The sequence below is a fragment of the Rhizobium sp. Pop5 genome (assembly GCF_024721175.1).
Classification (GTDB): domain Bacteria; phylum Pseudomonadota; class Alphaproteobacteria; order Rhizobiales; family Rhizobiaceae; genus Rhizobium.
Map to the genome: position 1 here is coordinate 2,669,314 of NZ_CP099399.1, position 12,777 is coordinate 2,682,090.

Consider the following 12,777-nt stretch of genomic DNA (forward strand, 5'->3'; position numbering starts at 1 on the left):
ATCAAATCCAATATTATTTCTAGCCAAACGTACGATCGTCGCTTCGCTCCGCCCCCTCATCCGACCCTTCGGGCCACCTTCTCCCCGCTGGGGAGAAGAGGGAGCAAACCTCACTCAAATCACACCCAACTCCCGACCTGCCTCGGCAAAAGCCGCAATCGCCCGCTCCACATCCGCTTTCGAATGCGCCGCCGACATCTGCGTGCGGATGCGGGCCTGGCCCTTCGGCACGACGGGGAAGGAGAAGCCGATCACATAGATCCCCTTCTTCAGCATCAGCCCCGCCATATCCTGCGCGAGCTTAGCATCGCCCAGCATGACGGGAATGATCGGATGGCCTTCGCCGGCAAGCGTGAAGCCGAGCTTGGTCATCTCGCGGCGGAAGAGATCGGCATTGTCGGAAAGGCGCTTGCGCAAGGCGTCGCCATTTTCGATCAGGTCGAACACTTTGAGCGAGGCGGCGGCAATGACCGGCGCCAGCGTGTTCGAAAACAGATAGGGCCGCGAGCGCTGCCGCAGCCATTCGACAGTCTCGGTCCTGGCAGAGGTATAGCCGCCGGAAGCGCCACCGAGCGCCTTGCCGAGCGTGCCGGTGATGATATCGATCCGCCCCTCGACACCGCAATGTTCCGGAGAGCCGCGGCCGTTCCTGCCGACGAAACCCACCGCATGGCTGTCATCGACCATGACCATCGCGCCATATTTCTCGGCGAGATCGCAGACGCCACCCAAATTGGCGATGATGCCGTCCATCGAGAAGACGCCATCGGTGGCGATCAGCTTGAAACGGCTACCCTCGGCCTTTTTCAGCTCCTCCTCAAGCGCCGCCATGTCATTGTTGGCATAGCGGAAACGCTTGGCCTTGGAGAGACGCACGCCATCGATGATCGAGGCATGGTTCAGCGCGTCGGAAATAATCGCATCCTCTTCGCCGAGCAGCGTCTCGAACAGGCCGCCATTGGCATCGAAGCAGGAGGAATAGAGGATCGTGTCTTCCATGCCGAGGAAGGAGGAGATGCGCGCTTCGAGCTGCTTATGCTCTTCCTGCGTGCCGCAGATGAAGCGCACCGAGGCCATGCCGTAGCCATAGCGGTCAAGCGCTTGTCTGCCGGCCTCGGCCAGTTCCTCGTTATCGGCGAGGCCGAGATAGTTGTTGGCGCAGAAATTCAGCACGCGTTCACCGGAGGCAATGGCGATTTCGCCGGCCTGCTTCGACGTGATGACGCGTTCGGACTTATAGAGGCCGGCGTCCTTCAGCGCAGCCAGTTCGCTGCGGAGGTGCGAGAGGAAATTCGAGGTCATTGAGGGCCCTTCTCTTGATGTTTCCCGTCTAAGCGTCGGTTAGCATATCGCCGCTTGCTTGTCTTGCTCAACGCTCGACCGAGACAAGCAGAAAGGTCGGCCGATCGAGCTCTTCGGCCCATTCGGGATGGCCGATCAGATCCTGCTCGCTCGGCGCCCATTCCTCAACATGACGAATGGCAAAACCGGCAGAAACCAGCGTGTTGATTGTAGTACCCAGGCGGCGATGATATTTGACGACGCCCTTGGCCAGCCAATCCGTCGTCCGGCTTCCCTCGATGGCATAGCTATCGAGCGGCCATATGCGCTGCCCATCGACATCCGTGCCCCAGCCGGCATGACGCGGGGCCATGAAGATCGGATGCTCGATCGTAAAGACGAAATGCGAACCGGGAACGAGCGCCCGGTAAACCGTGGCGACAAGCCGCTCGAAATTTTTGACATAGTGAAAAGCGAGCGAACTATGCGCGAAATCGAATGAGGCTTCGGGCAGTTCCAGCTCTTCGAGATCGCTGATCCGATAGGTGATCGCGTCATCTCGCGTATCCGCCCTCGCCCGGCCGATCATATTCTCCGATATGTCGAGGCCGAGGACACTTGCAGCCCCGACTGAGCGGGCGTAGCGGGCAAACCAGCCGAAACCGCAGCCGAGATCGACAACGCGTTTGCCTGTGAGGTCCGGCAACTGGGTCCGGACCGCCGGCCATTCAGCCGCACCATCAAGCCCTTCGACGGAGCGGCGCATGGCGCTGTATCCGGCGAAAAATTCCGATTGGTCGTAGATATTCTGGGCCATCGGCACTCCTCCTCGGAGGCAGCATCTATCATGCCTTTTCCGCCGATCTCAAGGATCGGCCAGGCCCGTTCAGCCGTCCTGCGCGAGGATGATCTCCAGGAACGCATCACCGTAGCGTTCGAGCTTCGACTGCCCGACGCCCGATATGCCGAGCAGTTCCTTGCGGCTCCGCGGCCGCTCGGTGGCGAAGGCAATCAGCGTCGTATCGGGAAAGACGACATAGGGCGGCACGCCGAGCGATTTGGCGATCGCCATGCGCTCGGCCCTCAGCGCCTCGAAAAGGCTGCCGTCGGCGCCGGACAGGCCCGATTTGCGCTCGCCGCGCTCGGCCTTCTTGGTGCGCCGTTCCGAGGCCGGCCTGTCCTTGCGGAAGAAGACCTGCCGTTCGTGCCTGAAGACGGCGCGGGCCTCCGGCTCCAGCTTCAACGCACCATAGGCTTCATGATCGATGCGGATCAGCCCCATGGCGAGCAGTTGACGATAGACGGATTGCCATGTGCGGGCCGGAATGTCCTTGCCGGCGCCGAAGACGGGCATATCCACATGGCCGAAACGCTCGGTCTTCTCGTTGACGTTGCCGACCAGCACATCAATGACGTGGCCGGCGCCGAACCGCTCGCCGGTGCGGTAGACGGCGGCGAGCGCCTTGATCGCCGCTTCCGTGCCTTCCCAGGTCTCGACCGGTTTCAGGCAGGTGTCGCAATTGCCGCACTGGCCGGCATGCGCCTCGCCGAAGTGGGCAAGGATCGCCTGCCGGCGGCAGGAGGCGGTTTCACAGATCGCCAGCAAGGCATTGAGCTTGGCGCGCTCGACCCGCTTGATCTCGTCGGCGGCATTGCCCTCGTCGATCATCCGGCGGCGCTGGATGACGTCGGCCATGCCATAGGCCATCCAGACCTCCGACGGCAGGCCGTCACGGCCGGCGCGCCCAGTCTCCTGATAATAGGCCTCCACCGAGCCCGGCAGGTCGAGATGGGCGACATAACGCACGTTCGGCTTGTCGATGCCCATGCCGAAAGCGACGGTGGCGACCAGGCAGAGGTTCTCTTCTTTCAGGAAAGCATCCTGATTGGCATCTCGAAGCGCCCGGTCCATGCCGGCATGATAGGGCAGCGCACGGATGCCCTGCCCGTTCAGCCATTCGGCGGTATCCTCGACCTTGGCGCGCGACAGGCAATAGACGATGCCGCTGTCGTCCTTGTGGCCGGACAGGAAGCGCAGGAGCTGCTGTCTCGGCTGGTCGCGCTCGACGATTTCATAGGCGATGTTCGGCCGGTCGAAGCTGGTGGTGAAGATCTCGGCATCGTTGAGCCCCAGCCGCTCGACGATATCGTCGCGCGTATGCGGGTCGGCCGTCGCCGTCAGCGCCACGCGCGGTACGCCAGGATATTGCTCGCCGAGCCGGCCGAGCTCGCGATATTCCGGCCGGAAATCGTGGCCCCATTGCGAGACGCAATGAGCCTCATCGATCGCAAACAGCGCGATCCTCTCGTTGGCGATCAGGTCGCGGAAACCATCGGTCAGGATGCGCTCGGGCGTGACATAGAGAAGGTCGAGCCGACCGGCCGAAAGTGCGCGGCGAACCTCGACGAACTCCTCGCGCGACAGCGACGAATTGAGCGCCGCGGCGCGGATGCCGAGCTGCTTCATCGCTTCCACCTGATCGCGCATCAAAGCGATCAGCGGCGAAACGACGATGCCCACACCGTCGCGGCAGAGCGACGGGATCTGGAAACAAAGCGATTTGCCCGCTCCTGTCGGAAAGAGCACCACCGCATCGCCGCCTGATACCACGTGCTCGACGACCTGCTGCTGCTTGCCACGGAAGGAGGAATAGCCATAGACCTCCTTCAAGACATCGAGCGGCGCGCGGCGGGCCGAAAACAGCGCGTCGGAAGCGGAAAAGCCCGGTTCATTGCGTTCGCTGAGCGGCATCAGTGGTTCGCGGCCCCTTTGACGCGGCCGGAAAGCACGCCGAAGCCGTCAATGATCGCTTCCTGGTTTTCGAGGCGCACTCCTTCGAAATGCACTTCCTGCTGCGCCCGCATCAGCTGGGCTATTGCCTCGCCGTCTCCGGCTTCGGTCGCAAGCGCAATCTCGCGCTCCAGCTCGATCTTCTGCCGGCGCAAGGCCTTTGCCCGTTTGTGGAAGGCGAGCGCCTGGCGATACCCCTCGCGCGCATCCTCCATCGCCGCCTCCTCGGTCGCTGTCCAGAGCCGGGCATTGCGCACCTGCTGGTCGAGGCTCTTGATCAGCGGGCCGAAGCCCTCGAATTCCAGCCGTTCGGTCAGATATTCCCGCGTCAGATGCGGACCGGCGACGACAGCGGCAGCCCCGAGCATCGCCGACCAGAGCCGCTGCAGCGGCTTGCTGTCATATTCGATCGCAGCAATTTCGTCGTAGTCGTCAATCATCAGCGAGGGATGGTTGACGATCGTCAGCGCCAGCACGCTTTCGCGCAGCGCCGTGTTGTCCTGATGGCCGCGCACCAGGACGGAGCGTGCAAGCCGGTCTGAAATGACGTTCGGGCTTTTCGGACCTGCCTTGCCGGCATTGTCGCGGCCTGCCCGGCCGTTAAAGCCGCGCCGTTCGCCATTGCCGCGGTTCTGGAACTGCGGTTGGAAGAAGGCGTTCAGCCGGTCGCGAATATCCTGCTGGTAGTGACGGCGCACATTCTCGTCGGCGATGACGGCGACGAGCTGCTTCAGCCGCGCCTCCAGTTCGGCGCGCGCCTCGGGCGTGTCGAACTTGCCGGTGTTGATCTCACGGTTCCAAAGCATCTCGGAGAGCGGTTTTGCCTGGCTCATCACCTTGTCGAAGGGCGCGCGCCCGTCGTCGCGCACGAGATCGTCGGGGTCCTTGCCGTCGGGCAGCAGCGCGAAACGGACGGAGCGGCCAGGCTTCAGATGCGGCAGCGCCAGTTCGGCGGCGCGATTAGCCGCACGGATGCCGGCGCCGTCGCCATCGAAGCAGAGCACCGGCTGCGGCACCATCTTCCAGAGCAGTTCGAGCTGGTTTTCGGTAAGCGCCGTGCCGAGCGGCGCTACGGCGTTCTCGACGCCCGCCTGATAGAGCGCGATCACGTCCATATAGCCTTCGACGGCGATGATCGTGCCGGACGCGTTGTCGTCCTGGGAATCGCCGCGGCCCGGCCCCTGGATCGCGCGGCGCGCGCGGGCGAAATTGTAAAGGACGTTGCCCTTATGGAAGAGCTCGGTTTCGTTGGAGTTCAGATATTTCGCCGGCGCATCCGCCGACATGGCGCGCCCGCCGAAGGCGATCACCTTTTCCCGCGACGAGAGGATCGGAAACATGATGCGGTCGCGGAAGCGGTCATAGGACACAGGCACGTTTTCATGAACGACCAGTCCGCAGGCCTCGATCTGCTCCTTGGTGACGCCCTTGCCGGCAAGGAATTCCTTCAGCGCATTACGGCTGTCGGGCGCATAGCCGAGGCGGAAGGTTTCGATGGTGCGTCCCGTCAGCCCACGGTCGCGCAGATAGGCGCGCGCTCTTGCCCCATTCGCCGTCTGCAGCTGATCCTGGAAGAAGCGCGTCGCCATTTCCATGACGTCGATCAGCGAGCCGCGCTCCTTCTCGCGCTTCTCCATGACAGGGTCGGCAAGCGGCATCGGCACGCCGGCCATGTCGGCGACCTGCTGCACGGCCTCGGGAAAGCTCAGGCCCTCCAGCTCGGTCAGGAAGCGGAAATGGTCGCCGGTGACGCCGCAACCGAAGCAGTGATAGCGGCCCTTCCGGTCCTCGCAGTGGAAGCTCGGGGATTTCTCGCCGTGAAACGGGCAGCAGGCCCAGTAGTCGCCGCGCGAAACATTGGTTTTGCGCTTGTCCCAGCTCACACGACGCGCAACCACGTTCGAAATCGGAACGCGATCGCGGATCTCATCGAGAAAGGTGTTGGAAAAGCGCATTTATACCTCTTGGCCAAGCTCCATATAAGCTGCTTTGCCGCGCCATGCCACGAAACTCGTCGGGAAAACCCGCTATTCACAGGCAAGTGCACCCGCCGCCGGCAACGTCCATTATCCAATCAACAACACGTTATCGCCCCTGCGACAGGGGTGCGACATTATTGTCCTCTGGGACCAGGAATTCCGTTTTCGCAAATGCTTCCGCAGGAGTCTCAACCTTGGGCACGGTTGAATTAAACCGTTTTAAAACAGGGGCTTGTCAAATCCGCCGATGGAGTATCTCCATCTTCCGGCCACTCGCCGAGGCTTCGTTTAAAAGCCCTCAAAACAGCCGTTTCCGGCAATCATTATTTTTTTGTAATTTGAATACGCCGCCGCACCGCAATAGGTTCGATCTCAACAAAGCGATCCCCGAGCGAAGCACCATCCCTACCCCCGGCGCCGCTTCGCAAGGGTGCCTTTGCAAATACCCTCCGGCTTGGGCTTCGGCCCTGCGTGCCGGTGGAAGCAAAGAGCAAGAAGGCAGGAGCGCCCCCAGCTCCTGCCTTCTTAATTTCTGGCTTCCCTTGATACAATTTCCCTTTGAAATTAACTGATTATTGACAAAACCGTTGACAGGCGGCGCTTGCGTGAAAGATGTATGCGCCGAACTCCTGGACCCCTCCAATGGCCTTTACTGCGAAAAATCTTGCAGCAGACGATCGCTTCCTCGCTGCGATACTGCATTGCGCCAATCAGATGCTTTCGATCTATCGCGAGAGCCCGCGCATCGCCTCGATTTTCGCAGCTCAGCAACGCTGGCTGATGGCCCATGCCGGCTTTGCACTTCATTACGGCCATCCGGACGACGGCAGGAGCGGTCTCTATTCCGGCCGCTTCATCGACTTCGCCGTCAAGAACGATATCGCCAGCCGCAACACCGCAGCAGCCTTCATGCAGGAAATGCTGGCCTATCGCTTCCTGCGCGCGGTTCCCGGCCCCGATAAGCGCACGCGCTATCTGGAGCCCACCGAAATCGCCGAGCAGCATTTCATCCGCTGGCTGGTCGCCCATATGATGATCCTCGACAGCCTCGATGGCGGTAAACGCGCCGATAAGATTAGCGCCGATCCCTCCGCGAAGATGGCGGCGATCCAGCCGCTGATCGCAAGGGCGATCATCGGCAGCGAGGCGGTGCGCAGTCCGGGCCCGACCTTCAACCTGTTCAATTGGGCGAATTCCGGCGGGCTGGTGATGGACTATCTGATCTCGCGCCTTCCGGATTTTCCCCGGACGGCCGGGCGTGTTGCGATCGGTCCGCTGTCGCTGAGAGAAATCCGCGAACAGTTCATGATCTCCAACACCCACCTGAAGCGAATTCTGACACAGGCAGCGACCATGGAGAGCGTCGGCTGGACCGAGCCTTCCCGCAAGGGCGACTTCTGGCTGTCCGGCCGCTTCATTCTTGAATACTGGAATTATCAGGCGTCGAAATTCGCCATCATCGATCAGGCCGCCGAGGCGGTGCTCGGGCCTGCGGTCCGCGACGAACCGCAGGCCGAGCGCATCAGTTCAACAGTTCCTTGACGGTCGCCGACGCCTTGGCGAAATCCATCTGCCCGGCATAACGCTCCTTGAGCGCCGCCATCACCTTGCCCATGTCCTTGACGCCCGAGGAGCCCGTCTCCGCAATGATCGCCGAGATGTTGGCGCGCACTTCGCTGTCGGAGAGCTGCTTCGGCATGAAATCCTGGATGACGATGATTTCGGCACGCTCCTTGGCAGCAAGCTCCGGCCGGGAATTCTCTTCGTAGATCTTTGCCGATTCGTCGCGCTGCTTCACCATCTTGGCGAGGATCTGCAGGATCTCGTCGTCGCTCGCCTGCTCCTTGCCGGTGCCGCGATTGGCGATATCGCGGTCCTTGATCGCGGCCTGAATGAGGCGGACGGTGGAAAGCCGCTCCGAATCCTTGGCCTTCATCGCCTCTTTCAGCTGGGTGGCGAGTTGATCGCGCAGCATGGTCTTACTCCTTTTTTGCTGCCGCTTCATAAACCACGCTGATGCGGCGGATCAAATAAATTGCGCGGTCAGGGCGACAAAGCGCAGGAAAACAGCCGCAATCTCGGCTACAAAGAGTTGACCGTAAGCGATTGCGTGGCTATCTACCGCCACCTGCACCAAAATTCGTGATCAGGCCTGAAGACGCGCGGCATAGCCGTGCCCACACGCCTGCGAGATCAAATGGCGACACGCGCGGCAACGCGCGCCGACCGCCGGAAACGGGATGAAGATGACCGCGACAGCACCCTGGACAATCGAAAAGCCGACCGCCCTGCTCGTTCTTGCCGACGGCACGGTCATCGAAGGCAAGGGCATCGGCGCCACCGGCAAGGTCCAGGCCGAAGTGGTCTTCAATACCGCACTGACCGGCTACGAAGAGATTATGACCGACCCCTCCTATCTCGGCCAGATCGTCACCTTCACCTTTCCCCATATCGGCAATATCGGCACCAACGACGAGGACATCGAGGATCTGACGCCTGCCGCCCGCCACGGCGCCGTCGGCGTCATCTTCAAGGCCGATATCACCGAACCCTCGAACTACCGCGCCGCCAAGCACCTTGACGCGTGGCTGAAGGCTCGCGGCATCATCGGCCTCTGCGGTATCGACACGCGCGCGCTGACCGCCTGGATCCGCGAGAACGGCGCCCCGAACGCGGTTATCGCCCACGACCCGAACGGTGTCTTCGACATCGAGACGCTGAAGGCCGAAGCCAAGGCCTGGAGCGGCCTCGAAGGCCTCGATCTTGCGAAGATCGCCTCCTCGGGCCAGTCCCTGCAATGGACCCAGACCCCGTGGGTCTGGAATGAAGGCTATGGCGAACTCGGCGCGGCGGACGCGAAATACCACGTCGTCTGCCTCGACTATGGCGTCAAGCGCAACATCCTGCGCCTGTTTGCCGGCCTCGACTGCAAGGTGACGGTCATGCCGGCGACGACAAGCGCCGAAGACGTGCTCGCCATGCAGCCGGACGGCATCTTCCTGTCGAACGGCCCGGGCGATCCGGCCGCAACCGGCGAATATGCCGTGCCGGTGATCCAGACGCTTATCAAGACCGACATTCCTCTCTTCGGCATCTGCCTCGGCCATCAGATGCTCGGCCTCGCGCTCGGCGCCAAGACCGAGAAGATGCATCAGGGCCACCACGGCGCGAACCACCCGGTCAAGGACCATACGACGGGCAAGGTCGAAATCGTCTCGATGAACCACGGTTTCGCTGTCGACTCGAAGTCGCTGCCCGATGGCGTTGAAGAGACTCACATTTCGCTTTTCGACGGCACCAATTGCGGCCTGCGCGTCCTCGGCAAGCTGGTCTTCTCCGTCCAGCACCATCCGGAGGCCTCTCCCGGTCCGCAGGACAGCCACTACCTCTTCCGCCGCTTCGTCAACATGGTGCGCGAGAAGAAGGGCGAACCGGCACTCGCCGAGCGCTGATCTCGGGAAATACCGATTTCGAAAAGGCCCGTTCAACCGGGCCTTTTTCTTTGCCTCCATATTGACCCCAACTTAACTTGAGGAATTATCAAGCTGACTGCAGACATCTGATGCAGGAGAAAATGCATGAGCGGAGCTTTCTATCGAGTCGACAAATTCGCCGTGCCGGCTGCGGCGCGCGAGGAATTTCTCGTCAATGTGATGATGACGCACAAGGTGCTGGAGGCGCAGGACGGTTTCATCGACCATACGGTGCTGGAACAGGTCGCCGGCCCCGGCGAGTTCAATTTCGTGACGATCGCCCAATGGGAAAGCGCTGACGTCGTCGAGCGCGTGCGGGCAGCCGTCGCGGCGGCGCACAGGGCCGCGAATTTCGATCCGCAGGAAATGTTTGCGCGCCTCGGCATTCGTGCCGATATCGCCAGCTACAAACCTGTCGCTGCCTGACGGCGAGGGCCTCAGGCGGCGGCAGTTGCTCCCTGCCGGCGAAGGAGGACATAGAAGCGCGCGCAGAGCATGACGGCTGCTGCCGCCAGTCCGACGAGGAAGCCGAACCAGATGCCGATGCCGCCGAACCCGAGCGGGAAAGCAAAGGCCCAGGCGAGGAAGAAGCCGATCGGCCAATAGGCGATCAGTGCCATGATCATCGGCACGCGCGCATCCTTCAGGCCGCGCAGCAATCCGTTGGCGATCACCTGCAGCCCATCGACGAGCTGAAAGAGCCCGGCAACGACGATCAGCGGCCCGGCATAGGCAAGCACCTCGGGCGCCTCGGGCGAACTGACGTCAAGGAACCAGCTCCCGAGGAATTGCGGCATTGTGGCAAAGAGCACCGAGCCGACCGCCGAGATCGCGCAGGCGATGCCGACGACCATGATCGACGCGCGCACCAGCCCGTCATAATCGCCCTGCCCGTGCGCGACGCCGACGCGCACCGTCGCCGCCTGGCTGAGACCGAGCGGGATCATGAAGGCGATCGAGGCCCATTGCAGGGCGATGCCGTGCGCGGCGAGCTCGATGGTGCCGATATAGCCCATCAGCAACGAGGCCACCGTGAACAGGCTGACCTCCGCAAGGATGGTAACGCTGATCGGCAGACCGAGCCGAATGACCTCCAGCAGCGCATGCCAGTCGGGCTTCCAGAACCGAACGAAGATTTCGTAGCGTCGCGTCTCTTCCCGCTTCTCTACGAAGGCGAGGATGAACAGGAAACCGGCCGTCTGCACCACGACCGAAACGATCGCCGCGCCCTCTAGCCCCATGGCCGGAAAGCCGAAATGACCGAGCACGAGGGCATAGGCGAAGATCGCATTCAACACCAGCGTGACAATAGTGACGTTGAGGATGATGCCCGCCTTGCCGATGGCGCTGACCAGCGCCCGCATCACGTTGAAGAGCAACGCCGGCAACACGCCGAACTGGCCGATCATGATATAGCCGTGAGCGAGCTTCGCCACCTCCGGCTTCTGCTGCGCGAAGAGCAGGATCTGCTCGGAATTGAAGAAGGCCGGCTGCATGATGACCCAATAGCCGATCACCACCCAGAGACCCATGCGTAGCGACCGGCGCACGGAGACGACGTCGCCGCGGCCGTAGGCCTGCGCCACCATCGGTATGACGGCGATGGCAAAGCCCGAACCGAAGATCAGGATCGTAAACAGGAACTGGGCCGAGAGAACCATCGCCGCCAGATGCTCAGCACCGAGGCGGCCGACGATCATCACATCAGTCGTATTGATGCCGAGCTGGGCGAGTTGGGCGCCGATCAGGGGAATGCCGAGCGCCAGCGTTGCGCGGAAATGCGCGCCCCAACGATTATCGGTTGTCGGCGCAAGCCTGCGCACGTCGATCGGCGTGTCCATGACACCTGTCCTGCGGTTGAAATATGCGTCGCCGCGCAGTTTTTTGGCGAAATACCCCCCGGACTTAGAGGAAAGCCCCGCAAAGAACCACCCTAAAGGAGGCAGATGATGAAAAATTCATCATCACATCAGTGTTTCTGATCGATCAGCCCGCAGCTTCCAAAGCCTCTGCCGGCGCACGAATCCGGACGCGGGTGAGGAACACGCCGGCGGCCAGCAGGATGAACAGCGCAGCCGTCAGATAGGGCGCGCCGGCGAAGGTGACCGGCGCATCGGCCCGTGTGAAATAACCGAACATCTGCGTGAAGATCAGCGGCCCGATGATGGTCGTGATGCTGCTGAGGCTGGTGAGTGCACCCTGCAGTTCGCCCTGCGCCGAAGGTGGCACCTTGCCGGCGGCGATGCTGCGTAGCGGCGGATCGGCGACGTTCTCCATGACGGTGGCGACGATCACGACATAAACCACCCAGCCCTGCCAGGCAAAAGCATAGCCGATCAGACCCGCAGCGGAAAAACACAGGCCGAGAAGCGCGGTCTTCCATTCGCCGAGCAGAGGCACGACACGCGGTAGAACCAGTCCCATGACGAGCGCGGCGCCGATGCCGTAGATGCCGAGCGACAGGCCGATCTGCCCTTCGCTCCAGCCGTAGCGATAGGTCGAGACGAACGACCAGACCGAGGGATAGACGGCATGCGCCAGGAAGAACAGGAACATGACGAGGCTGACCCAGCCGATGCCGGGGTAGTGGCGCATCTGGCGCAGTGCGCCGAGCGGATTGGCGCGCTTCCACTCGAAGCGGCGGCGGTTCTTCGCCTCCAGCGTTTCCGGCAGCAGGAAGCAGGCGGCTATGAAGTTGAGAAGCGACAGCGCAGCCGCGCCGAGGAACGGCACGCGCGGGCCGAATTCGCCGAGAAACCCGCCGACGACGGGACCGATCGTGAAGCCGACGCCGAAAGCGATGCCGATCAGTCCGAAATTCTTCGCCCGGTTCTCCTCCGTGCTGATGTCGGCGATATAGGCCGAGCAGGTGGCGAAGCTGCCGCCGCTGATGCCGGCAAGGACGCGACCGACGAACAGCATCCAGAAGCTGGTGGCGATGCCGCAGATGAAATTGTCGATCGCGAAGGTCAGCACCGAAAGCAAAAGGACGGGCCGGCGACCGAAACGATCCGACAGGTTTCCGAGCAGCGGCGCGAACAGGAACTGCATGCCGGCATAGACGAGCATCAGCCAGCCACCGTCGACCGCCGCATCGCTGACGCTGCCGCCGGTCAGTTGTTCGAGATAGGCGGGCAGCACCGGCATGATGATGGCGATGCCGATAATGTCGAGAAAGAGGATGACGAAGACCAGGAAAAGGCCGCGGCGAACGAATTTGGGATCAAGCATGAGGCATCTCTACAGCGATGAT

11 protein-coding genes are annotated in these 12,777 nt (G+C 62.0%); 4 read left to right on the forward strand and 7 right to left on the reverse strand.

Annotation, left to right across the window (positions count from 1 at the left end; all coding sequences use genetic code 11):
• Positions 1-114: 114 nt before the first annotated feature.
• The 4 genes from NE852_RS15560 to dnaG all read right to left on the reverse strand — a co-directional run bounded on the left by NE852_RS15560 (position 115) and on the right by dnaG (position 6,027).
• Positions 115-1,302, reverse strand: a complete 1,188-nt coding sequence (locus NE852_RS15560) for a glycine C-acetyltransferase (protein WP_258155802.1) — start codon at positions 1,300-1,302, stop codon at positions 115-117.
• Between the two features lie 67 nt (positions 1,303-1,369).
• On the reverse strand, positions 1,370-2,098 hold the full coding sequence (locus NE852_RS15565; RefSeq protein ID WP_008530944.1) for a bifunctional 2-polyprenyl-6-hydroxyphenol methylase/3-demethylubiquinol 3-O-methyltransferase UbiG: 729 nt from the start codon (positions 2,096-2,098) through the stop codon (positions 1,370-1,372).
• A gap of 69 nt (positions 2,099-2,167) precedes the next feature.
• On the reverse strand, positions 2,168-4,033 hold the full coding sequence (gene recQ / locus NE852_RS15570; RefSeq protein ID WP_258155803.1) for a DNA helicase RecQ: 1,866 nt from the start codon (positions 4,031-4,033) through the stop codon (positions 2,168-2,170).
• The gene (dnaG, locus tag NE852_RS15575) at positions 4,033-6,027 is read right to left on the reverse strand and encodes a DNA primase (RefSeq protein ID WP_258155804.1); all 1,995 of its coding nucleotides are present in this window, start codon (positions 6,025-6,027) and stop codon (positions 4,033-4,035) included. Before dnaG ends, recQ begins: the two co-directional genes overlap by 1 nt.
• Before the next feature lie 218 nt (positions 6,028-6,245).
• On the opposite strand from dnaG, the gene NE852_RS15580 reads away from it, so the two are divergent.
• Together NE852_RS15580 and NE852_RS15585 are read left to right on the forward strand one after the other, a co-directional pair.
• On the forward strand, positions 6,246-6,623 hold the full coding sequence (locus tag NE852_RS15580) for a hypothetical protein (RefSeq protein ID WP_164841436.1): 378 nt from the start codon (positions 6,246-6,248) through the stop codon (positions 6,621-6,623).
• A gap of 70 nt (positions 6,624-6,693) precedes the next feature.
• Positions 6,694-7,593: a hypothetical protein gene (locus NE852_RS15585; RefSeq protein WP_258155805.1), complete on the forward strand. Its 900-nt coding sequence runs from the start codon at positions 6,694-6,696 to the stop codon at positions 7,591-7,593.
• Here NE852_RS15585 and NE852_RS15590 read toward each other — a convergent pair.
• Positions 7,574-8,026 carry a GatB/YqeY domain-containing protein gene (locus tag NE852_RS15590; protein ID WP_008537659.1) on the reverse strand — a complete coding sequence of 151 codons (453 nt, stop codon included), beginning with the start codon at positions 8,024-8,026 and terminating at the stop codon, positions 7,574-7,576. The two genes, NE852_RS15585 and NE852_RS15590, sit on opposite strands and share 20 nt — an antisense overlap.
• Positions 8,027-8,297: 271 nt before the next feature.
• Between NE852_RS15590 and carA the strand changes: the two genes are divergently transcribed.
• Both carA and NE852_RS15600 read left to right on the forward strand, forming a co-directional pair.
• Positions 8,298-9,503: a glutamine-hydrolyzing carbamoyl-phosphate synthase small subunit gene (carA, locus tag NE852_RS15595; RefSeq protein ID WP_008530926.1), complete on the forward strand. Its 1,206-nt coding sequence runs from the start codon at positions 8,298-8,300 to the stop codon at positions 9,501-9,503.
• Between the two features lie 126 nt (positions 9,504-9,629).
• Positions 9,630-9,950 carry an antibiotic biosynthesis monooxygenase gene (locus tag NE852_RS15600; protein ID WP_008530925.1) on the forward strand — a complete coding sequence of 107 codons (321 nt, stop codon included), beginning with the start codon at positions 9,630-9,632 and terminating at the stop codon, positions 9,948-9,950.
• An 11-nt stretch (positions 9,951-9,961) separates the two neighbouring features.
• On the opposite strand, the gene NE852_RS15605 is transcribed toward NE852_RS15600, so the two are convergent.
• Entirely contained in the window at positions 9,962-11,365 is a 1,404-nt protein-coding gene (locus NE852_RS15605) for an MATE family efflux transporter (RefSeq protein ID WP_008530924.1), read from the reverse strand.
• A gap of 145 nt (positions 11,366-11,510) precedes the next feature.
• The gene (locus tag NE852_RS15610; protein WP_008530923.1) at positions 11,511-12,755 is read right to left on the reverse strand and encodes a TCR/Tet family MFS transporter; all 1,245 of its coding nucleotides are present in this window, start codon (positions 12,753-12,755) and stop codon (positions 11,511-11,513) included.
• Positions 12,756-12,777: the final 22 nt, after the last annotated feature.